17 protein-coding genes and 1 riboswitch are annotated in these 21260 nt (G+C 73.2%); of the genes, 7 read left to right on the plus strand and 10 right to left on the minus strand.

Features of this window, described 5'->3' with window-relative positions; all coding sequences use genetic code 11:
* Positions 1-277 precede the first annotated feature (277 nt).
* The gene (locus tag ACF9IK_RS12515; RefSeq protein WP_395294290.1) at positions 278-1039 is read left to right on the plus strand and encodes an IclR family transcriptional regulator; all 762 of its coding nucleotides are present in this window, start codon (positions 278-280) and stop codon (positions 1037-1039) included.
* On the opposite strand, the gene ACF9IK_RS12520 is transcribed toward ACF9IK_RS12515, so the two are convergent.
* Entirely contained in the window at positions 975-1634 is a 660-nt protein-coding gene (locus ACF9IK_RS12520) for a trimeric intracellular cation channel family protein (RefSeq protein ID WP_395294291.1), read from the minus strand. The two genes, ACF9IK_RS12515 and ACF9IK_RS12520, sit on opposite strands and share 65 nt — an antisense overlap.
* 275 nt (positions 1635-1909) lie before the next feature.
* On the opposite strand from ACF9IK_RS12520, the gene ACF9IK_RS12525 reads away from it, so the two are divergent.
* Together ACF9IK_RS12525 and ACF9IK_RS12530 are read left to right on the plus strand one after the other, a co-directional pair.
* Complete coding sequence (locus ACF9IK_RS12525; protein ID WP_395294292.1) at positions 1910-2377, plus strand: FHA domain-containing protein; 468 nt, start codon at positions 1910-1912, stop codon at positions 2375-2377.
* 35 nt (positions 2378-2412) lie between these two features.
* Entirely contained in the window at positions 2413-4857 is a 2445-nt protein-coding gene (locus ACF9IK_RS12530) for a protein kinase domain-containing protein (protein WP_395294293.1), read from the plus strand.
* A 38-nt stretch (positions 4858-4895) separates the two neighbouring features.
* Here ACF9IK_RS12530 and ACF9IK_RS12535 read toward each other — a convergent pair whose 3' ends face one another.
* The 9 genes from ACF9IK_RS12535 to ACF9IK_RS12575 form a co-directional block, all read right to left on the minus strand.
* Complete coding sequence (locus tag ACF9IK_RS12535) at positions 4896-6347, minus strand: serine/threonine-protein kinase (RefSeq protein WP_395294294.1); 1452 nt, start codon at positions 6345-6347, stop codon at positions 4896-4898.
* A gap of 7 nt (positions 6348-6354) precedes the next feature.
* Positions 6355-7575, minus strand: coding sequence for an FHA domain-containing protein (locus ACF9IK_RS12540; RefSeq protein WP_395294295.1), 1221 nt, complete (start codon positions 7573-7575; stop codon positions 6355-6357).
* 151 nt (positions 7576-7726) lie between these two features.
* Positions 7727-8773: an ABC transporter ATP-binding protein gene (locus ACF9IK_RS12545; protein WP_395294296.1), complete on the minus strand. Its 1047-nt coding sequence runs from the start codon at positions 8771-8773 to the stop codon at positions 7727-7729.
* Positions 8774-8819: 46 nt separating this feature from the next.
* Positions 8820-9911 carry an ABC transporter ATP-binding protein gene (locus tag ACF9IK_RS12550; protein WP_395294297.1) on the minus strand — a complete coding sequence of 364 codons (1092 nt, stop codon included), beginning with the start codon at positions 9909-9911 and terminating at the stop codon, positions 8820-8822.
* Positions 9908-10918, minus strand: coding sequence for an ABC transporter permease (locus ACF9IK_RS12555; RefSeq protein ID WP_395294298.1), 1011 nt, complete (start codon positions 10916-10918; stop codon positions 9908-9910). The genes ACF9IK_RS12550 and ACF9IK_RS12555 overlap by 4 nt, the downstream gene beginning before the upstream one ends.
* 99 nt (positions 10919-11017) lie before the next feature.
* Positions 11018-12790 (minus strand): ABC transporter substrate-binding protein, encoded by a 1773-nt coding sequence (locus ACF9IK_RS12560; RefSeq protein WP_395294299.1) that lies wholly within the window; start codon positions 12788-12790, stop codon positions 11018-11020.
* A 56-nt stretch (positions 12791-12846) separates the two neighbouring features.
* Positions 12847-13836 (minus strand): ABC transporter permease, encoded by a 990-nt coding sequence (locus ACF9IK_RS12565; protein ID WP_395298552.1) that lies wholly within the window; start codon positions 13834-13836, stop codon positions 12847-12849.
* 474 nt (positions 13837-14310) lie between these two features.
* Complete coding sequence (locus ACF9IK_RS12570) at positions 14311-15249, minus strand: enhanced serine sensitivity protein SseB C-terminal domain-containing protein (protein ID WP_395294300.1); 939 nt, start codon at positions 15247-15249, stop codon at positions 14311-14313.
* Positions 15250-15413: 164 nt separating this feature from the next.
* Positions 15414-16208 (minus strand): enhanced serine sensitivity protein SseB C-terminal domain-containing protein, encoded by a 795-nt coding sequence (locus tag ACF9IK_RS12575; protein ID WP_395294301.1) that lies wholly within the window; start codon positions 16206-16208, stop codon positions 15414-15416.
* Positions 16209-16357: 149 nt separating this feature from the next.
* Positions 16358-16465, plus strand: a riboswitch (glycine riboswitch).
* A 234-nt stretch (positions 16466-16699) separates the two neighbouring features.
* On the opposite strand from ACF9IK_RS12575, the gene gcvT reads away from it, so the two are divergent.
* From gcvT to ACF9IK_RS12595, 4 genes are all read left to right on the plus strand, one after another.
* Complete coding sequence (gene gcvT / locus ACF9IK_RS12580) at positions 16700-17821, plus strand: glycine cleavage system aminomethyltransferase GcvT (RefSeq protein ID WP_395294302.1); 1122 nt, start codon at positions 16700-16702, stop codon at positions 17819-17821.
* Between the two features lie 77 nt (positions 17822-17898).
* Positions 17899-18279, plus strand: a complete 381-nt coding sequence (gene gcvH, locus ACF9IK_RS12585; protein WP_395294303.1) for a glycine cleavage system protein GcvH — start codon at positions 17899-17901, stop codon at positions 18277-18279.
* Between the two features lie 85 nt (positions 18280-18364).
* Positions 18365-19633 carry a serine hydroxymethyltransferase gene (gene glyA / locus ACF9IK_RS12590; protein ID WP_395294304.1) on the plus strand — a complete coding sequence of 423 codons (1269 nt, stop codon included), beginning with the start codon at positions 18365-18367 and terminating at the stop codon, positions 19631-19633.
* A 168-nt stretch (positions 19634-19801) separates the two neighbouring features.
* Positions 19802-21169 carry an L-serine ammonia-lyase gene (locus tag ACF9IK_RS12595; protein ID WP_395294305.1) on the plus strand — a complete coding sequence of 456 codons (1368 nt, stop codon included), beginning with the start codon at positions 19802-19804 and terminating at the stop codon, positions 21167-21169.
* The last annotated feature ends 91 nt before the right edge of the window (positions 21170-21260 follow it).

Consider the following 21260-nt stretch of genomic DNA (forward strand, 5'->3'; position numbering starts at 1 on the left):
CCGGCCGTCACCTGTACCGCCCACGCCCCACGCCTACCCCGCCCGCCACCCCGACACCCCACCGGCGTGGCTCCGTTGGGCGGACGCCGGCGTCCGGGGGCGGTTTGCGCCGCCGTCGGGGCCGGCGGTTAGCCTGGCGGCCGCTCGTGATCGGCCGGACGGTCGGGAAGGCCGAAGGGGGCGGACGCCTCCGGTACGCCGGGCACCACCGGAGCCGCGTCGCACCGCGTCGCACGAGCCGGAGCAACCACGACCGGAGGATGAGGAGGGGGACGAAGTGCCGCAGTCGGTCGATCGCGCCCTCACCCTGCTCGGCTCCCTCGGCGACGGCCCGGTGACCCTCGAACAGGCCGCCACCAGCATCGGCGTCCACAAGTCCACCGCTCTGCGCCTGCTCCGCAGGCTGGAGGAGCACGGCTTCGTCCACCGCCAGTCGGACCGGCGCTACCGGCTCGGCGGCCGGCTCCTCTCGCTCGCCCACCGGGCACTGGAGGAGACCGACGTCCGGCAGATCGCCGCGCCCTACCTGTCCGCGCTGAACCGGCGATCCGGCCTGACCGTGCAGTTGGCGGTGCTGCAGGACGGCGAGGTGCTGTACCTGGACGAGCTGGCCGGCCGCCGGTCCGGGCCCGGCAGCGCCGCCCGGCCGTCCCGGATCGGGCGCCGCGCCCCGGCGTCCGGCACCGCGATCGGCCGGGTGCTGCTGGCCGGCCTGCCCGAGGACGGCCTGCCCGAGGACGAGCTGCCCGCCGATCTGGCCGGGGTCCGCCGCCAGGGCTGGGCGGCGGAGCCGGCCGAGCACCGGGAGGCGGTGGCCTGCGTGGCCGCCCCGGTGGCCGGCAGCGCCGGGCGGCCGATCGCCGCCTGCGCGGTGAGCGCCCCGACCGACCGGGTGGCGCCGGTCGAGCTGTTCCGGATGCTGCCCGAACTGCTCTGCACCGCCGAGGCGATCTCCCTGGCGTACGGCGGCTCGCCTACTCCTCGCTGGTGCGAGAACCGTTGCGGTGCCACGCCCGCGGAGCGCGCCAGCCGTACTTGAGGGCGAGCACCCGCAGCACGAACGCGGTCAGCGCGGCGGCCGTGCCGGTGGCGGCGGTCAGCCGGTCCAGCCCGATCAGCACCACCACCAGGGCCGAGCCGACCAGGGCGGGCACGGCGTAGATCTCCCGGTCCCAGCGGAGCAGCGAGGGGATCTCCCCGGCCAGCACGTCGCGCATCACGCCGCCGCCGGCCGCCGTCACCATGCCGAGCGCCATCGCGGCGACGGCACCGAGGCCGTAGTCGTGCGCCTTGGCCGTCCCGGTGACGCAGAACAGGCCGAGGCCGAGCGCGTCCAGGGTCTGCACGGCCCGGTTGATCCGCTCGACCTCGGGGTGCAGGAAGAAGACCACCAGGCCCGCCACCAGCGGGGTGAGGAAGTAACCGAGGTTGGTGAACGCCGCCACCGGCGTGGCCCCGATCACGAGGTCGCGCATCACGCCACCGCCCAGCGCGGTGACCTCGGCGAGCACACAGATCCCGAAGATGTCCATGTTCTTGCGGACGGCGAGGAGGCCCCCGGAGAGGGCGAAGACGAAGATGCCGACCAGGTCGAGGGACTGCTGGACGTCGGACGGGAAGATCTGCGAGCTCACCGCACAACTATGTACCGCTTGTCCGGCTTGTACTGCACCGGGCCCCGGGCGGCCGCAGGCCGGACGCCGACGGGGAGCGGACCGGGCGGCGGCCCGGCGCGCCCGGCGGCCGACCGGCGTTCGGCTCCGGCGCCGCCCCCCCTCCGCCCCGCGGCCGCCCCCCGCCACCTCGCCAAGATCACCAACCATCGCACGAACGGGCGCACTTGAGGCCCGGTCAGACCCCTCTCGGGTATGATCCGGGCAGTCGGACACGGCGTGGACGGGGGCCGCGGGTGGCAGGAGCAGCAGCGCACGAGCCGTGTGGCTGCGGCACCGCACCGGCCCTTCCCGACCAGCTGGTCTGCCGGACGTGCCTCACCCCGCTCGCCCTCGGCCGCCCGCCGAGGACGATCCTCGCCACCCGCCGGGCCAGGATCGCCCACCGCCTGGAGATCGTCTTCGACGGCGGCACCGTCGAGCTCGCCGCCGGCGAGGAGGTCGAGCTCGGCCGGGACCCGGCCACCTCCCCGTACGCCCACCTGCTGACCGACGACACCGTCTCCCACCGCCACCTGGTGGTCGCACTGCGCACCGACGGCAGCGCCTGGGTGACGGACCTCGGCTCCACCAACCACACCTACGTCAACGGGGTGCGGCTCACTCCCCGGACGCCGTCCCCGGTCCGCTCCGGCGACCGGCTCCGCCTCGCGATGGACATCCGCGCCGGGCTCCGCATCGTCGACCACGGCGCGTCCGGCTGAGCCCCGGCCCGCCGGGCCGAAGGGGGGAACACCCGATGCCGACCGACGGCACCGAGCAGCACCGGCCCGACGGGGTCCGGCTGCCGGCCGAACTCGCCCACCGCCTCACCGCCGTCCGCCGCCTCGACCGGGGCGCCGCCGAGGCGGAGCTCGTCCTGGCCCGGGAGGCCGGCGGCGAGCAGGTCGTGGTCAAGCACTACCTGCCCGGCAACGCCGCCGACCGGGCCGTCTGGCGCCGGCTCGACCACCTCCGGCACCCGGCGGTGATCCCGGTGCTCGACCGGGGCACCACCACCGCCGGGCGCGACTTCGAGGTGTTCCCGTACTTCCCGCACGGCTCGCTGCAGCGGTTCTGGGACGGCTCGCCGCTGCGCACCGCCCTCCTGCGCACCTTCGTCAGCCGGCTCACCGGCGGCATCAACTGCCTGCACGCCGCCCGCATCGTCCACCGCGACCTCAAGCCGGACAACCTGCTGGTCCGCACCGGCGTCCGGGACGTGGTCATCGCCGACTTCGGCATCAGCCGCGCCGCCGACGTCACCCGGGCCCGCGCGACCACCTCGATGACCCTCGCCTACGCCCCACCGGAGGCGCTGGACGGGCGGTACGGCGAGCCCTCCGACTGGTGGTCGCTCGGCATGATCGTCCGGCAGCTCGCCACCGGCGCCACCCCGTACGCGGGCCAGGACTCCGCCCAGGTCGTCGCCGCTCTGCGCCACCGCGACCAGGACGTCTCGCACGTCCCCGCCGAGCTGCGCGAGCTCTGCGCGGGCCTGCTCCAGCGGGATCCGGAGCGGCGCTGGCGCGGCCCCGAGGTACTGGCCTGGCTGAACGGCGAGCGGCCGGCTCCCCGGCCGGGGCTCGCGACGACCCGGGTGGTGCCCGGCGGGTCGAAGCCCCCGTCGGCCCCGGCCCCGGCGGTGGCGCCCGAGGTCGCCGAGGCCCGCCGGGGCGCCGCGGCCCACGTGGTCCGGGGCGGCCCGGCCGGAACGGCCGGCCCGCTGCGGGCGCTGCCCTTCGCCGGCCGGAGGTTCACCGACCGGGCCGGTCTGGCCCGCGCCGTGCGCGAGCACCAGACGCAGGCCGGCCGGACCTTCTTCGCCCGGATGGGCACGCCCGAGTCCCCCGGCGACGGCTGGTCCACGCTGCGGCAGTGGATACGCCAGTTCGACGACCCGGACGTGGACGACGTCGAGGGCCGGATCCGGCTCATCGACCAGCAGCTGACCGTCGACCACACCCCCGACGTCAAGGTGATCTACCTGCTCCGCTGGCTCGACCCGACGACGCCGCCGGCCCTGCGCGGTCGCACGGTGACCGCCGAGGCGCTGATCGGCGAGTGCCTGGGCGTCGCCAACGGAAAGAAGTGGGAGAGCTCCGAGCTGCTGGCCGACGTCTCCCGGCCCGGCGTCCTCGACGCGCTCGCCGAGTTCCCCGATCTGCGCGAGCTGCGCGGTGTCGCCCAGCGCCGGCAGGTGCTCGCCCGGGCCTGGGAGACGGGCTTCGCGAGTGCGGCGGACGGCTGGGAGGGTGCGGGCGGCAAGGGCGGCCCCGCCCCCGAGATCCGGCACCTGGTGCTGCTCGCCGCCCTCGGGCAGCCGGCGGAGCGGGCACTGACCAGGCTCCGGCGCCGGGTCGTCCCGCCGGAGGCCGACCAGTACCCGCCGTACCGCGGGGCCCTGGCCGCCGCTCGGAGAGCGGCGCCGGGCATCTCCGACCTGGTCCAGCTGGTACACGGGCCGGCGGCGGCCGCCGCCGCCGGCACGCGGGCGAGGGCCGCCGCCCAGAAGCAGGCGCAGGAGCAGGCCGCGGTGCGGGCGCGGGAGAAGGCGCAGGCCGAGAAACAGGCGCAGGACGCCGCCCGGAAGGCCCGCAAGGCCCGGCGCTCGGCACTGGTCAAGGAGTGGCGGGCGGAGGAGGAGCAGCGGCTCTCGTTCCGCTCGCGGACGGCCGCGCTGGCACGGGCGGCCGGCTGGGTGGCGTGCTGGGCCGGGCCGGGAGTGCTGCTGGCGCTGCTGGCGGTGCCGCGGCTCTTCGACAACCCGCACCTCGGCTGGCACCTCGCGACCGGCATCGGCTGGGCGTCCGGCCTCTGCCTCCTCCTGCGCGCCGGCACGATCTGGAAGCTGGGCGGCGCGTACCGGCCCCCGTTCCTGTCGGCCGAGCGGTGGCGGGCCGAGGAGGCCGGTGGCAACGGCTGGTCCTGGCTCTGGACGGTACCCGGTCTGGCGCTGGTGGCCCTCGGCTCCCTCGCCTACCGCGAGCCGGGGCCGCTCGACGACTTCTTCGCGGACTTCGGCTGGCGGATCCTGTGGCTGCTCGCCATGGCGGGGGCGCTCCTCTGCTTCGTCGCCGCGGCCTGGTCCACCCGGCTCTGGGACAGCGAACACCGGGCCCGGGCGGCCGCGCACAAGGACGCGCTGAACAGGCTCTCCGAGCCCCCGGCCGCCCGCCGCTCGAACACCGGCCGTCGGAGGTAGGGCCGACCGCCGCACGGACGCGGCGGGGCGCGCCGCGCTCAGCCCGCGGGCGGACGCGGCCCGTGCGTGAGCACGGCGCGGGTGAGCGGGTGGTCCCGGCCCAGGGTCGCGGCGATCCTCGCGCTCAGGCGGGCGAGGCGGGCCGCCGCGTCCTCGGCCTGGCCCAGCCCTTCCCGGGCCCGGACCCGGCCGAACGAGGCGGCCAGCATCGCCGGGTGGGTGTGCGCGCCCTGCTCGTAGCAGCGTGCGGCGACGGCCGCGAACCGGCGGTCGGCGAGCGCGAAGCGGCCCGCGACCAGATCCGCCTCGGCCTGCTCCAGTTCCCGCCAGTACTCCGGGACGGTGTCCGCCGCGGCGCGGCCGCGGGCCTCGGCCCGGACGGGCGGGGGTGGTGGTGACGCCGGCCGGCGGGCGGGGCTCCGCGGGGCCCGGCCGTTGCTCCCCTGCGGGCCGGCCGGCCGGGCCGGCATCAGGTGCGCCTCCTGCGCCCCGGCCGACTCCGCCCCGGCCGCGGCGGAGCCGCGCGCGCCCCCGCCGGTCGGTAGCTCCCGCTGGGCGGCGACGAACCGCCCCGCGTCACCTCCGCCGGCGCCCGTCACCACCTCGCGCTGCTCCGCGACGAACCGCTCGGCCGGGTCGCCCGTGGTCAGCCGCGCCACGGCCTCGGCGGCCGACGGCCGCTTCGCGGCGTCCTTGGCCAGCAGGGCGTGGACGAGGGCGGCCAGCCAGGCCGGTGTCTCCGGCCGGTAGTGGGTGACCGGCGGGGGCCGCTCGGAGAGCACCTGGCGCTCCAGCTCGACGTCCCCGCGCGTGGGCAGGAAGGGCGGCCGACCGGCCAGCAGGTTGTAGAGCACGGCCCCGAAGGCGTAGAGGTCGCAGCCGACCGCGGCCGGCTCGCCGCGCAGTTGCTCGGGGGACATGAAGATCCGGGTGCCGAGCCGGGTGCCGATGCGGGTGTAGGCGGTGAGGTCGGAGGTGGGCGCGGCGGCGATGCCGAAGTCGAGGATCTTGACCTCGCCGCGTGCGTCGAGCATCAGGTTGGACGGCTTGAGGTCGCGGTGGACGACCGGGTCGGGCTGGGTGTGCGCGTAGTGCAGGGCGTCGGCGATCCGCGCGGCGTGCCGCAGGAGGTCGCCGATCGGCAGCGGACCGTCGCCGAGCACGGCGGCCAGGTCGGGGCCGGCCAGGTGCTCCATGACGATGAACGGGGTGTCCTGGTGGCTGCCTCGGTCGAGCACGGAGACGATGCCGGGGTGCTGGAGTCCGGCCATCAGCCGGGCCTCGCGGTCGAACCGGCCGCGCAGCATGGGGAGTTCGGCCGGGGCGTGACGCGAGGAGTCGAGCAGCTTGACGGCCACCCAGCGGGGCAGGTTCTCGTCCGTGCCGAGGAAGACCGTGCCGAATCCGCCCCGGCCGAGCGGGCGGACGAGCCGGTAGCGGCCGCCCAGCAGGGTGCCGGCGGCGATCATCCGCCCGTCCGTTCGCGCCATCGCCGCCTCACTTCCGCCTGCCGCGCCGCCGGCGCCCCGCCGGACCGGAGGGGCGGGGCGGCCTCGGCGGGGGCACGATCCAGGTCGCCCGGTACTCCTCACCCGTCAGGGCCGCCCCCGCGCCGCCGCCGGGCCCCTCCGCACCGTCCCCGGACTCCTCTCCGAAGGCGAACTCCCTCCCGCTCGGCATCAGTTCGACCTCGTCGTGGAGCAGGACGACGTCGTCGCGGCGGAGCGTCCAGGACTGGCCGCGCAGCCGGACCACCTCACCGCCGCGGCGCCGGACCACGGTGCCGTTGGCGCTGGTGTCCCGCACCACGAGCCCCCCGGAACCGGTGTGGCTGATGGTCACATGGCTTCGGCTGATCCAGTCGAGCGCCCGCGGCCCGAGCCAGGCGGCGAGCGCGAGGCCGCCCGGGCCCTCGGCCGGGGCCCGGCCGACGACCAGGTCGGCGCCCTCGGTGATCAGCCGCCGGACCCGGACGGTGCCGTCGATGCGGACCTTGATCTGGCTGCGGTGCGGGGCCGGGCCGAGATCGGTGAGCGGCTTCAGGTGGGTCGGGCAGGTGACGGTGCCGCTGCGCCGCAGCGGCACCGGCCCGGTGGCCCTGGGGCGGGTGCCGAAGGCGGGACAGTCGGGCTCGGGACAGCCCCAGCGACGGCTGAGCAGATCCCGGCGGGGCCCGCCGGAGCCGCGCCGGTCGTAGAGCCCGGCGGCGAGCAGCAGGCCCTCCTCCTCCTTCTTCGAGACCTGCCACTCGGCGGGGACGGGGACGACCCGGCGGCGCACGGCGATCCCGGGCGGCGCGTCGACGGCGACCGGCCGCAGGAAGCGGTCGGCGCAGCCCGGGATCCACCGGTACCTGCGGTGGTACTCCGCGAAGTTGTCCTCGCTGACGACGGGTCGGCCGGTGCTGTCGGCGAGTTCGAGGACGCGGTCGTCGGCCTTCGGCAGGACCTCGATCCGGCCCTCGGCCTGCCAGGCGCGCAGCTGGGCGCGCTCGGCGGCGGTGTGCCGGCCGTCGAGCAGGACGGCGTGGTCGCAGACCGCGTAGATCTGGACGGAGTCGTCCCGGGCATGGCGGGCGAGCGCGTCCAGGAGTGCGGTGAAGCGGGCGAGGTCGGCCTCGCGCGGGCCGAGCAGCCCGCGGTTGCGGATGACGTTGGCCATGTCGACGATGAAGTCCGCGGTCAGGGCGTCGACCGCGAGGTGCTTCTCCGGCTGCATGGTTCGGAAGCTAGCACCCGCGCGCGGCCCGGCGGGGCGTGTTCGGCGATCTGCCGTCAACGGCGGCCGGTGGCGTCCCCGTCGGACGGGCCGCGCGCCGGGGCGGGCGTCTTCTCCGCCGCGCCGCCCCGGGCGCGTTCGCCGGGCCGTGCTATTCGTTCCCCTCGCCGAGCTCGGGGAAGTGACAGGCGACCTGGTGCCCCGTCTTCCGCGCGACGAGCGGCGGCTCCTGGGCGGCGCAGATCTCCTGCGCCTTCCAGCACCGCGTGCGGAACCGGCAGCCGGAGGGCGGGTTGATCGGCGAGGGCACGTCGCCCTTCAGCAGGATCCGCTCGCGCCCGCCGCTGTGCCGGCGGCGCGGGTCGGGCACCGGCACCGCGGACATCAGCGCGTTGGTGTACGGGTGCATCGGGCTCGCGTAGAGCGAGTCCCGGTCGGCGATCTCGACGACCTTGCCGAGGTACATCACCGCCACCCGGTCCGAGACGTGCCGGACCACCGAGAGGTCGTGCGCGATGATCAGGTAGGTCAGCCCGAGCTCCTGCTGGAGGTCGTCCAGCAGGTTGACGACCTGCGCCTGGATGGAGACGTCGAGCGCGGAGACCGGCTCGTCCGCGACGATCATCTTCGGCCGCAGGGCGAGCGCCCGGGCGATGCCGATGCGCTGGCGCTGGCCGCCGGAGAACTCGTGCGGGTAGCGGTTGTAGTGCTCGGGGCTGAGCCCGCAGAGCTCCAGCAGCTCCTGGACCGCCTTCTTGACGCCGCCGGCCGGCTCCGCCTTCTGCAGCTTGAAGGGCGCGCCGACGATGGTGCCGACGGTGTGCCGGGGGTTCAGGGAGGAGTACGGGTCCTGGAAGATCATCTGGAGGTCGCGACGCAGCGGCCGCATCGCGCCGACGCCCAGGTGGCTGATGTCGTGGCCGTCGAACTCGATCTTCCCGCCGGTCGGCTCGTCGAGGCGGGTGACCAGCCGGCCCATGGTCGACTTGCCGCAGCCGGACTCGCCGACGACGCCCAGGGTCTCGCCCGCGTTGACCGTGAAGTCGATGCCGTCGACGGCCCGCACCGCGCCGGTCTGGCGCCGCAGCAGCCCGCCGCGGATCGGGAAGTGCCGCGTCAGGCCGCTGACCCGGAGCAGGGGCTCGCGGTCGGAGGCGGGCGCGGGCGTGGGGATCACGGCCGCCTGGGTGTCCGTCATCGGTTCTCTCCAGAATGGTGGTACGAATCCGGGGTCACAGCCGGGTTCACAGCCGGGGCGCGATCTCTTCGGTGAAGATGCGGTGCCGGTCGGCGGCCTTGAGGTGGCAGGCCGCGTGGTGCCCGGGGGCGGCCTCGGCCAGGACCGGGACCTCGGTGGTCGAGCGCCCGCCGGTCAGCTCCGCGTACGGGCAGCGCGGGTGGAACGCGCAGCCGGACGGCACGTTGATCAGGCTGGGAGGGGTGCCCTTGACCGGGACGAGCCGGTCCTGGAGCTCGCGGTCGAGCCGCGGCATCGAGCCCAGCAGGCCCCAGGTGTAGGGATGCTCGGGCGCGTCGAACAGGGTGTCGGCGGGGCCGCGCTCGACGCACTTGCCGCCGTACATGACCAGGATGTCGTCCGCGAGTTCGGCGACCACCCCGAGGTCGTGGGTGATGATGATGACGGCCGAGCCGAACTCCTCCTGGAGGTCCCGGATGAGGTCCAGGATCTGCGCCTGGACGGTGACGTCCAGGGCGGTGGTCGGCTCGTCGGCGATCAGCAGCGAGGGGTCGTTGACCAGGGCCATGGCGATCATGGCGCGCTGACGCATGCCGCCGGAGAACTGGTGCGGGTAGTCGTCCACCCGGCGGTCGGGCTGCGGGATGCCGACCCGGTCGAGCATCTCGACCGCACGGGCCCGGGCCTGCTTCTTGCTCGCCTCGGGGTGGTGCACCCGGTACGCCTCGACGATCTGCGCCCCGACCGTGTAGTAGGGGTGCATGGCGGTCAGCGGGTCCTGGAAGATCATCGCCATCGAGCGGCCGCGCAGCTGGCGGACCCGGTCGGGACCGGCCGCGATCAGCTCCTCGCCGTCGAGGTGGATCTCGCCGCTGATCCGGGCCCGCTTGGAGCGGTGCAGGCCCATGATGCCGAGCGAGGTCACGGACTTGCCCGAGCCGGACTCGCCGACGATGCCGAGGGTCCGGCCCTTGTGCAGGTCGAAGCTGACCCCGTCGACCGAGCGGACCAGGCCGTCGTCGGTGTCGAAGTGGATCCGCAGGTCCCGGACGGAGAGGAACGGCGTCCCGGTCGGGGCCTTCGCCTCGCCGGCCGGAGCCTGCGCGGCGTCCGCCGGGGTCTTCTGGAGCTCGGTCACGACAGCCTCACCCGGGGGTCGACAGCGGCGTACAGGAGGTCAACCACGAGGTTGCAGAGGACGATGAAGAAGGCGGCGAGCAGCGTGACGCCGAGGATCTTCGGCAGGTCGTTGTCGGTGATCGCGGAGACCGCGAAGAAGCCGACGCCCTGGAGCGAGAAGACCTGCTCGGTGATCATCGCCCCACCGAGCAGCAGGCCGAGGTCCATGCCGAAGATGGTGACGATCGGGGTGAGCGCGGAGCGCAGCCCGTGCTTGACGACGACCTTGCGCTCGATCAGGCCCTTCGCCCGGGCGGTGCGGATGTAGTCCTCGCTCATCGTCTCCAGCATTCCGGCCCGGGTGAGCCGGGCGTAGAGCGCGGAGTAGAGGAAGGCCAGCGAGACCCACGGGAGGATCAGGTTTCGGGCCCACATCAGCGGGTCGTCGGTGAAGTTGACGTACTGCAGGTTGTCCAGGATCGGCCACTCGTAGCTGAAGAGCGTGAGCAGCAGCGCACCGGTGAAGAAGACCGGCAGCGAGACGCCGGCCAGCGCGACGCCCATGGAGAGCCGGTCGAAGATCGACTTCGGCTTGAGCGCCGAGATGACACCGGTGGTGACACCGGAGAGCAGCCAGAGCACCGCCGCGCCGATGGCCAGCGAGATGGTGACCGGGACGCGCTTGGTCAGCTCCGGCCACACCTCCAGGTGGTTCTTGAACGAGTAGCCGAAGCACGGCACGTGGCAGGTGGCCGGTTCCGGGCCGAACTTGTACTCGGCGCCGCTGACCAGGGACTTCAGGAAGTGCCAGTACTGGGTGTACAGCGGCTGGTCGAACCCGAGGTTCTTCTTGACCGCGGCGATCGCGTCGGGCGAGGGGTTCTTCCCGATGTACTGCGCGGCCAGCTGGTCGGTCGTCTCACCGGCCAGGCGCGGGAGCAGGAAGAAGATCGCGAAGGTGACCGCGCTGACCACCAGCAGCAGCACCGCGGCCGCGAGGATCCTGCGGATGATGTAGGCAAACACAGTTGGGCGGCTCCGGCGGCCCGCCGCCGTCCGGGATCCTCCGGACGGCGGCGGGCGCCGCTGCCTTCACCTGCCTTCAGGGATTGCGGAGCCAGGCTCTTACTTGGTGGTGCCGATGTTCAGGTAGTCGTACTCACCCGAGAAGGCCGGCGTCGAAGCGAGGTTGGTGGCGCTGTCCGGGCGGTACATGAAGACCTTGAAGTCGGTCAGCGGGACGTAGACGGCCTGCTCCATGACCTTCTTGTCGATCTGGGCGTAGATCTTCTCGCGGGCCGCGCGGTCGGGGTTCACCGCGGCCTCGTCGAGCAGCTTGTTGACCTCGGGGTCGTTCAGCTGGGCCAGGTTGCTGTTGCCGGAGGCCTTGATCGCGCGGCCGTCGACGATCTGCTGCAGGAAGCCGTAGCCGGTCGGCCAGTCGGCACCCCACTGCATCATCATCAGACCGATGTTGTGGTCCTGGGTGAACTGCGGGGCACCGGCGCTGTCGGTGAGGTACTTGCCCTGCGGGAACTGCTGGATCTCGGCGTTGATGCCGACCTTCTTCAGCGCGGCCTGGATCGAGGTCGCGGCGGCGACCTCGGTGGCGCGCTCGGTGCGGGCGGTCAGGACGGTGCTGAAGCCGTCGGGCTTGCCACAGGCCTTGAGGGCGTCCTTGGCCTTGGCCTCGTCGCCCTTGTTGTCCTTGGTCTCGTAGAGGTTGAAGTCCTGGTGGCCCGGGATGTCCGGCGGGAGCACCGTGGTCGCGATCGAGCCGCGGATCGGGCCGCCGAGCGCGGTCTGCACCGACACCTTGTCGATCGCGTACTGGACGGCCTTGCGGCAGTCGAGGTTGTCGAACGGCGCGACCTTGGTGTTGATCGCGGTGTAGACCAGACGGCCGCCGTAGGCGTTGTCGGTCTTGGCCTTGAGCTTCGGGTCGCGCAGGATCTGCGCCTGCGTCTGCGGGTCGACACCGGCGCCGACGAGGTCCACCTGGGCGTTGCCCGCCAGCAGGTCCTTGTCGACGGTGGCCTGGTCGATGTTCATCTTGAGCACGAGCTTGTCCGCGAGCTGCTTGCGGATCGGGTCGGTGCTCTTGTCCCAGTTGGTGTTCGGCACCAGGACGGCCTGCTTGCCGTCCTCGTAGCTCTCGAACTTGTAGGTGCCCGAGGAGACCACGTGCTTGACGTAGTCGGCGCCGGTGTCCTTGGCCTGCGGGACCGGCGCGGTCTGCGGGGCGCTCACCAGGTAGTCGAAGTCCGCGAAGGCGTGCTTCAGGTGGAAGACGATGGTCAGGTCGTCCGGCGTCTCGATCGACTTCAGGTCACCGGTCTTGTCCTTGTACGGACCCTCGTACGGGGTCTCGTTGTCGACCAGCAGCTCCTTGAAGTACGTCGGGCCGTTGGAGTTCACGTCCGGCGCGAAGTTGGAGCGCTCCACGGCGTACTTGACGTCCTTGGAGGTGATCGGCGTGCCGTCGTCGTACTTCAGACCCGCGCGCAGCTTGTACGTCCAGGACAGGCCGTCCGCGCTGGGCGTGCCCAGGGACTCGGCGAGGTCCGGGACCAGCTTGTTGCCCTCCTCGCCGGCGGCCGGCTGGAAGGTGGTCAGCGGGCGGGCGTACAGGCGGGAGAAGTTGTAGATGTACGCGTAGTACGTGTTGCCGGGGTCGAGGGAGTCCGGCGTACCGCGCATCTCGAAGGTGACGGTGCCGCCCTTCTTGTCGGAGGCGTTGACGATGCCCTTGGTGGCCGCGTCGGCACCGGCGCCGGCGCTGCTGCCGGACGCGGAGGAGGAGCTGTCGTCGCTCTTCGAGCTGGAGGAGCAGCCGGTGACGACCAGGACCGCAGCAGCGGCCGCGGCGGTCAGCGCGACGGTACGGGACCTACGCATGGGTGAAATCAACCCCTTGAGGAAGTGGAGGCGAAACGAGGGATCCTGACGCTGGGTCAGTTGCTCTTGGGATCGAGGGCGTCACGCAGCCCGTCGCCGAGCAGGTTGAAGGCGAGCACGGTGAGGAAGATCGCCAGACCGGGGACCACCATGTACTGGGGGTCCACCTGGTAGTACTTGATCGCGTCGTTGAGCATCCCGCCCCAGGAGGCCTGCGGGGCCTGGATGCCGACGCCGAGGAAGCTGAGCCCCGCCTCGAAGAGGATGTTGGTCGGGATCAGCAGGGTCGAGTAGACCAGGATCGGACCGACCAGGTTCGGCAGCAGCTCCTTGAACAGGATGAACGGCCCACGGGCACCCAGGCTGCGGGCGGCGTAGACGAACTCGCGCTCACGCAGCGAGAGGGTCTGGCCGCGCACGATCCGGCCCATGTAGGGCCAGTTGAAGAAGCCGATCACGAAGATCAGCACCATGATGTGCAGCGGGAGGCCGTGCAGGCCGAACGCGCCGCCCTGGAGCGAGGCGGAGATCGCGATGGCGAAGAGCAGCAGCGGGAAGGCGAGGAACACGTCCATCACCCGGCTGATCAGGGTGTCCACCCAGCCGCCGTAGTAACCGGCCATCACGCCGAGCACGGTGCCGATGGTGTTGGAGAGCAGGGTCGCGCCGAAGGCGACCAGCAGGGAGACCCAGGAGCCCTCGACGATGCGGGAGAGCAGGTCGCGCCCCTGCAGCGGGTCGACGCCCAGCGGGTGGTCGGCGCTCATGCCGCCCCAGTCGCCCATCGGCAGGCCGCCGAGGTTGGCGTCCAGCAGGTCCTGGTTGAGCGCGTCGGGGTCCAGGCCGAAGACCGACTCGATCGGCTTGGCCAGCACGGCGAGCAGGATCAGCAGGATCACCACGACGCCGCCGGCGACGGCGGCCTTGTCCCGCTTGAAGCGGGTCCAGGCGATCTGGCCGAGCGAGCGGCCCTCGATCTTCTTGGCCGGGCTGGCGGCGGCGTCTGCCTCCGGCTCGTTCCCGGCGGTCTTGGTGAGTGCGGTCATGGTCAGTTCGGTCCCCTCGCCGACGGTGGCCGGCCCACGGGTGCCGGTCGCCGGATCGGCGGTACGGCTGGTGCGGACGTGCGGAGGTACGGACATGCGGAGGTACGGGTGCGGTGGATCTCGGCGGTACGTCGTGCGGTCCTGCGTGCGCGGGTACTGCCGCCACGCGGGATGGGCATCGCGTGGATCAAGCTGTCCGCCTGCGCGTTCGCCTTTGTGAGGCGCCAACCACGCGCGGTGCGTTGTTGCAGAACTCTCTGCCATCCGAACTGGCTTGCGCCAGACCTGCCAACCGACAGATGCCCAACTGTGATCTGTCGACATGCACCTCCCGGATCACCGGCATACCCCTCTTCACACAGCTGCACCAAGCATGTCAATATGCCTGCCAGGACTTCCCGGAAATCGTCCGGATATGCGCGAGGGCCCGCCTGACATCACGTCAGACAGGCCCTCGTCGGGGGGTTTTGCGGGTCAGCGCCCGGGGTAGCCGGGCCACGGCTGCTGCGGCGGCGGCTGGCCCTGCCAGCCCTGCGCGGGCGGCTGCGTCCCGTAGGCGTAGCCCGGCCCCGTCTGCGAGGGGTACGGCGGCGGGGGCACCGGCGGGTACGGCCCGGTCGCCGGCCGGCCCTGGCCGCCCGCCTCCCGGTCGTAGAACGGCCGCGCGTTGGCGCGCATCCAGAGCGCCACCGGGTCGTACTCGTCCCCCATCGCCACCGTGGAGACCGCCAGCCCCTCCGGCGCGACCGCGATCGCCCGCTGCATCAGCGCCCGGACGGCCTCCACGGTCGGCGGCGAACTCTCGTACAGGTCCAGCCCGATGGCCAGGTACGGCTCCCCCACCGAGGGCTGCACCCAGGCCCGGCGGAGCGAGCGGACCGCCCGCACCTCGACCGCCTGGCGCTCCAGCAGCGCGAAGAACTGCTGCGCCGGCACCTGCGGCTCACTCAGCTTCAGCGGGCCGGCCGGCAGCCGGTCCAGTCCGGCCGCGATCCGCCGCAGGTCCGCCCAGGGCACCCCGACGCCGCCGCCGGGGGCGTGTGGATTCAGCCAGAGGCCCCAGCGGGTCCGGTAGAGGGAGGCGGCGATCTCGCGCCCGGAGATCACCTCGTGCGCCCGCGTCCAGCCGGAGGCCGCGAGCTGTTCGGGCGAGGTGACCGCCGGCGCGTAGCCGTGCCCGCTGATCTCCATGTTCCCGTACTGGGCGTCCGGGCTCCCCGGCGTCCCGTGCCAGAGCAGCATCCAGACCTGGCCGACGGCCAGCGCCTGCAGCAGCGCCTCGTACGCCTCCCAGCGCTCCGGCGCGACCTCGCGCAGGGCGTGCTCCAGGGCCCTCGGATCCGCGCCGGGGCGCCCGGCGGGTGCCTGGCCCCAGGGCCCCGGTGCACCGCCCGCTACCGCTCCCGCACTCATGCGCCCACCTCGCTGCGCCTCTTCTTCCCTCACCTGGCCGCCGGCCCCGGCGGAGTGTCTGCACGCACCCTATGGGGCGCCACCCACCACCGCCATGCCGGCGTGCCTGCCTGGCCCCTCCGACCCGTGCGCGGGCCGCCCGACCGCGGGCGGGGAGGGGTGCGTCACATCCGTGTGTAGAACGGCTGGACCCGGTTGAGCAACCACTCGACCACGGGGTCCTCCGCGAGGTCGAGCAGCACGAGGTGGACGCCACCGGGCAGCGGCGCGGTTCCCAGCGCCCGGCCCAGCGCCCCGTTCACCGCGGCCGGGTCGGCCGGGGCCGCCGGGTCCAGCTGGACGCCGACGAACATCACGGTCGGCTCGCCCTCGACACTGGCCAGCGCCCGCCGGGCGGTCAGCACGCCCGGCAGCGCCGAGAGCTCCGAGCGGCACGCGGCCAGGAAGTCCTCCGGATCCTCGCCGGGCACCGGCTCGCGCAGCGCCACCCGCCCGCCGGTCGGCGCGTCGGCGGCCTCCCAGCGGTCGTCGCGCGGCCCGCGCCGCAGCTCGGCCACGCCCTGCGGCGGCACCGGGATGCCGACCGCCGCCTCCGGGTTCACCGCGATGCCCACGCCCAGCGGCAGCCCGCGGGCGAACTCCCGGACCGGCGCGATCGCGAAGGCCATCCCCGGTGCCTGCTGCAGGAACACCTCCTGCGAGGAGAAGACCGGCACGTACGGGTCACCGGCCAGCTCGATGGTCGGAAGGTCCAGCGCCTGGCCCTGCGGGTCGGCCCCGGCCGGCAGCGGCACCCACACCTGGCTACGGGCCAGCACCTCGATCACCCGCGGGGTCGCGCCCGGATCGCCGAGCGCGGCGGTGAGCACCTGCTCCAGCTCGTTGGCGGGCCATCCCCCGCCCGGCGGCACCGACTCCGGGCCGCCCCACCCCTGCTGCTGCTCCACCGGGTACCCCATGTGCCCCTAGTACCGCCTCACTGGCTCGTCGACGCGTGCAGCCTAGCGGGCCGACCGGGGCCCCTCTCCCGCCCGGGCGCCGGACGTGCCATGATGTGCGCGGCTACGCGTTCCCGCGGAGGCCGATCCCAAACTCCATACCGGCCGCTCGAACCCGCGCGGGAGAGTCCGGAGTGCCCCCCGAGGGGCGGCACAGCCGGCGCCGAAGGAGCAAGTCCTCCCCGGAATCTCTCAGGCCCCCCTACCGCACGGGTTAGGCAGATCTGGAAAGCGGTGCACGGCCCTGCCGCGCGCCCACCCACGGTGCAAGCCGCCATGCTGTCCTGTTAGCTGGAAACAGCTGCGGGCCCGTGTTGCGGTGAAGCTCTCAGGTTCGACGACAGATGGGGAGACCCAGCCGCCGCATGCCCGCGCGCAGGTCAGGTCCCTCCCCGAGCGGGTCCGGTCCGGCGTGCGCACCCCTGAGTGCCCAGACCGAGGAGTTCCAGGCCATGTCGTCCCTCCGCCTCACCGCGCTCGACGCGCTTCACCGCCGTCTCGGCGCCACCATGACCGACTTCGCCGGCTGGGACATGCCGCTGCGCTACGGCAGCGAGCGCGAGGAGCACCTCGCCGTCCGCACCAAGGCCGGCCTGTTCGACCTCTCCCACATGGGCGAGATCACCGTCACCGGCCCGCAGGCCGGCGAGATGCTGGACCACGCGCTGGTCGGCTTCGTCTCCGCGCTCGGCGTGCTCCGCGCCCGCTACACCATGATCTGCGCCGAGGACGGCGGCATCCTGGACGACCTGATCGTCTACCGCCTGCGCGAGGACGCCTTCCTGGTCGTCGCCAACGCCTCCAACGCCCAGCTGGTGCTGGACGAGCTGATCGCCCGCGCCAAGGGCTACGACGCCGTCGTCACCGACGACCGCGACACCTACGCGCTGATCGCCGTCCAGGGCCCGGAGGCCACCGGCATCCTGGCCGCCACCACCGAGGCCGACCTGCCCGGCCTCAAGTACTACGCCATCCTCCCGGCCCAGGTGGCCGGCCGCGACGTGCTGCTCGCCCGCACCGGCTACACCGGCGAGGACGGCTTCGAGATCTTCTGCAACCCGGGCGACGCCGAGCAGATCTGGAACGCCCTGACCGAGGCCGGCGCCGACCGCGGCCTCGTCCCCTGCGGCCTGTCCTGCCGCGACACGCTGCGTCTGGAGGCCGGCATGCCCCTGTACGGGCACGAGCTCTCCACCGAGCTGACCCCGTTCGACGCCGGCCTCGGCCGGGTCGTCCGGTTCGACAAGACCACCAACGAGGGCGCGTTCGTCGGCCGGAAGGCACTGGAGAAGGCCGCCGCCGAGGCCGAGGCCAACCCGCCGCGGGTCCTGGTCGGCCTGGTCTCCGAGGGCAAGCGGGTGCCGCGCGCCGAGTACACCGTGGTCTCCACCGAGGGCGAGCCGATCGGCCGGATCACCTCCGGCGCCCCCTCCCCCACGCTGGGCAAGCCGATCGCGATCGCGTACGTGGACGCGGCGCACGCCGCCCCCGGCACCACCGTCGCGGTGGACGTGCGCGGCAAGCACGAGCCGGTCCGGGTCGTGGCGCTGCCCTTCTACAAGCGCGCTCGCTGACCCCTTCCCCTTCCCGAGGCGCGTCCGCCCGACGGGCCGCTTCGTCGTACCCGCTTCCCATCCTGGAGAATGACGCCATGAGCAACCCCCAGCACCTGCAGTACACCAAGGAGCACGAGTGGCTGACCGCCGCCGAGGGCGGTGTCTCCACGGTCGGCATCACCGCGCACGCGGCCGATGCGCTCGGTGACATCGTCTACGTGCAGCTGCCCGAGGTCGGCGACGCCGTGACCGCCGGTGAGACCTGTGGCGAGCTGGAGTCGACCAAGTCGGTCAGCGACCTGTACTCCCCGGTCACCGGTGAGGTCACCGAGGTCAACCAGGACGTCCTGGACGACAACTCGCTGGTCAACAGCGCCCCGTTCGAGGGCGGCTGGCTGTTCAAGGTCCGCGTCGAGGCCACCGACGAGCTGCTGAGCGCCGACGAGTACGACGCGCTGACCAACCCGCAGGCCTGAGCCCTGCCGGGGCGGCCGCCGCACCGCGGCCGCCCCGGCGCCGGCCCCGCCCTCCCGTACTCCCTCCTCCCGGGAAGACCACACCATGACGGTTCTCAACCAGTCCCTGCACGCCCTCGACCCGGAGATCGCCGCCGCGGTCGACGCCGAGCTGCACCGCCAGCAGACCACCCTGGAAATGATCGCCTCCGAGAACTTCGCCCCGGTGGCGGTCATGGAGGCCCAGGGCTCGGTGCTGACCAACAAGTACGCCGAGGGCTACCCCGGCCGCCGCTACTACGGCGGCTGCGAGCACGTCGACGTCGTCGAGCAGATCGCGATCGACCGGATCAAGGCCCTGTTCGGCGCCGAGCACGCCAACGTCCAGCCGCACTCCGGCGCGCAGGCCAACGCCGCCGCCATGTTCGCCCTGATCCAGCCGGGCGACACGATCCTGGGCCTGAGCCTGGCCCACGGCGGCCACCTGACCCACGGCATGAAGATCAACTTCTCCGGCAAGCTCTACAACGTGGCCGCGTACCACGTGGACGAGAAGTCCAGCCAGGTCGACATGGCCGAGGTCGAGCGCCTCGCCAAGGAGCACCAGCCGAAGCTGATCATCGCCGGCTGGTCCGCCTACCCGCGCCAGCTGGACTTCGCCGAGTTCCGCCGCATCGCGGACGAGGTCGGCGCCCTGCTGATGGTCGACATGGCGCACTTCGCCGGCCTGGTCGCCGCGGGCCTGCACCCCAACCCGGTGCCGTTCGCGGACGTGGTCACCACGACCACCCACAAGACCCTGGGCGGCCCGCGCGGCGGCGTCATCCTCTCCAAGGCCGAGTGGGCCAAGAAGATCAACTCCGCGGTCTTCCCCGGCCAGCAGGGCGGTCCGCTGGAGCACGTGATCGCCGGCAAGGCGGTCGCCTTCAAGGTCGCCGCGTCGGAGGAGTTCAAGGAGCGCCAGCAGCGCACCCTGGACGGCGCCCGCATCCTCGCCGAGCGCCTGCTCCAGGCGGACGTCGCCGAGGCCGGCGCCTCCGTGCTCTCCGGCGGCACCGACGTGCACCTGGTCCTGGTCGACCTGCGCAACAGCCAGCTCGACGGCCAGCAGGCCGAGGACCGCCTGCACGAGGTCGGCATCACGGTCAACCGCAACGCCATCCCGAACGACCCGCGCCCGCCGATGGTCACCTCCGGCCTGCGGATCGGCACCCCGGCGCTGGCCACCCGCGGCTTCCAGGCCGAGGACTTCCGCGAGGTCGCCGACATCATCGCCGAGGCCCTGAAGCCGGCCTTCGACGAGACCGTCGCCGCCGCGCTGAAGGCCCGGGTCACCGCCCTCGCCGGGAAGTACCCGCTGTACCCGAACCTCTGACCCGATCGTTCGGGCCCAGGTGACCGGCCTCACCCCGCCGCGCCACCCGCAGTTTCCGGGGCACCGCGCACACTGGACAGTGCGCGCGGTGCCCCGTCCCGTGTCGGCCCCCCGCCCGTCAGCCCCCGTCTGCCGGTCCTTCCACGAGACCAGACAAGGACGTCCTCCGTGGCCATCAGCGTCTTCGACCTCTTCTCCATCGGCATCGGCCCGTCGAGCTCCCACACCGTCGGCCCGATGCGCGCCGCCCGGATGTTCGCCCGCCGACTGAAGTCGGAGGGCCTGCTGACGGACGTGGCGGGCGTACGTGCCGAGCTGTTCGGCTCGCTCGGCGCCACCGGGCACGGCCACGGCACCCCCAAGGCGGTACTGCTGGGCCTGGAGAACAACTCCCCGCGCACCGTCGACGTCGACCAGGCCGACCGGGACGTCGAGCGGATCACCGCCGAGAAGCGGATCCACCTGCTCGGCAGCCACGCCATCGACTTCGATCCGGACACCCAGCTGGTCCTGCACCGGCGGCGCTCCCTGCCGTACCACGCCAACGGCATGACCCTGTGGGCCTTCGCCGCCGACGGCTCCACCCTGCTGGAGAAGACCTACTACTCGGTCGGCGGCGGCTTCGTGGTGGACGAGGACGCCATCGGCGCGGAGCGGGTCAAGCCCGACGACACCGTGCTCCGCTACCCCTTCCGCACCGGCGAGGAGCTGCTGCGCCTCACCCGGGAGACCGGCCTGTCCATCTCCGGCCTGATGCTGGAGAACGAGAAGGCCTGGCGGACCGAGGAGGAGATCCGGGCCGGCCTGCTGGAGATCTGGCGCGTGATGCAGGAGTGCGTCCGGGCCGGCATGTCCCGCGAGGGCATCCTGCCGGGCGGCCTCAAGGTGCGCCGCCGGGCGGCGGCCGCGGCCCGCGCGCTGCGCGCCGAGGGCATCGGCCCGGCGAACGCGATGGAGTGGGTGACCCTCTACGCGATGGCGGTCAACGAGGAGAACGCCTCCGGCCGCCGGGTGGTCACCGCGCCGACCAACGGCGCGGCCGGGATCATCCCCGCGACCCTGCACTACTACCTGAACTTCATCCCGGGCGCCGACGACGACGGCATCGTCCGCTTCCTCCTCGCGGCCGGCGCGATCGGCATGCTGTTCAAGGAGAACGCCTCCATCTCCGGCGCCGAGGTCGGCTGCCAGGGCGAGGTGGGCTCCGCCTGCTCGATGGCGGCCGGCGGCCTCGCCGAGGTCCTCGGCGGCAGCCCAGAGCAGGTCGAGAACGCCGCCGAGATCGGCATCGAACACAACCTCGGCCTCACCTGCGACCCGGTCGGCGGCCTGGTCCAGATCCCCTGCATCGAGCGCAACGGCATGGCGTCCGTGAAGGCCGTCACCGCGGCCCGGATGGCGCTGCGCGGCGACGGCCGGCACCACGTCTCCCTCGACAAGGCGATCAAGACCATGAAGGAGACCGGCGCGGACATGAAGATCAAGTACAAGGAGACCTCGCGCGGCGGCCTCGCCGTGAACGTCATCGAGTGCTGACGCCGGCGGTCCCGGCGGGCCGTTCCCGAACCCGTGCTCCCCGGCCCGGGCCCCGGAAGCCGCCCCGGGACCGGGGCACCGGGCACGCGGT

This window comes from Kitasatospora hibisci (genome assembly GCF_043950205.1).
In the GTDB taxonomy this organism is placed as follows: Bacteria; Actinomycetota; Actinomycetes; order Streptomycetales; family Streptomycetaceae; genus Kitasatospora; species Kitasatospora hibisci.

What these genes read in the sequence shown, in the direction of transcription:
- glyA (WP_395294304.1), top strand. Translation starts at nt 18,365, where the DNA reads ATGACGGTTCTCAACCAGTCCCTGCACGCCCTCGACCCGGAGATCGCC.
- ACF9IK_RS12545 (WP_395294296.1), bottom strand. Translation starts at nt 8,773, where the DNA reads ATGACGGACACCCAGGCGGCCGTGATCCCCACGCCCGCGCCCGCCTCC.
- ACF9IK_RS12540 (WP_395294295.1), bottom strand. Translation starts at nt 7,575, where the DNA reads ATGCAGCCGGAGAAGCACCTCGCGGTCGACGCCCTGACCGCGGACTTC.
- ACF9IK_RS12570 (WP_395294300.1), bottom strand. Translation starts at nt 15,249, where the DNA reads ATGAGTGCGGGAGCGGTAGCGGGCGGTGCACCGGGGCCCTGGGGCCAG.
- ACF9IK_RS12560 (WP_395294299.1), bottom strand. Translation starts at nt 12,790, where the DNA reads ATGCGTAGGTCCCGTACCGTCGCGCTGACCGCCGCGGCCGCTGCTGCG.
- gcvH (WP_395294303.1), top strand. Translation starts at nt 17,899, where the DNA reads ATGAGCAACCCCCAGCACCTGCAGTACACCAAGGAGCACGAGTGGCTG.
- ACF9IK_RS12530 (WP_395294293.1), top strand. Translation starts at nt 2,413, where the DNA reads ATGCCGACCGACGGCACCGAGCAGCACCGGCCCGACGGGGTCCGGCTG.
- ACF9IK_RS12575 (WP_395294301.1), bottom strand. Translation starts at nt 16,208, where the DNA reads ATGGGGTACCCGGTGGAGCAGCAGCAGGGGTGGGGCGGCCCGGAGTCG.
- ACF9IK_RS12565 (WP_395298552.1), bottom strand. Translation starts at nt 13,836, where the DNA reads ATGACCGCACTCACCAAGACCGCCGGGAACGAGCCGGAGGCAGACGCC.
- gcvT (WP_395294302.1), top strand. Translation starts at nt 16,700, where the DNA reads ATGTCGTCCCTCCGCCTCACCGCGCTCGACGCGCTTCACCGCCGTCTC.
- ACF9IK_RS12535 (WP_395294294.1), bottom strand. Translation starts at nt 6,347, where the DNA reads ATGGCGCGAACGGACGGGCGGATGATCGCCGCCGGCACCCTGCTGGGC.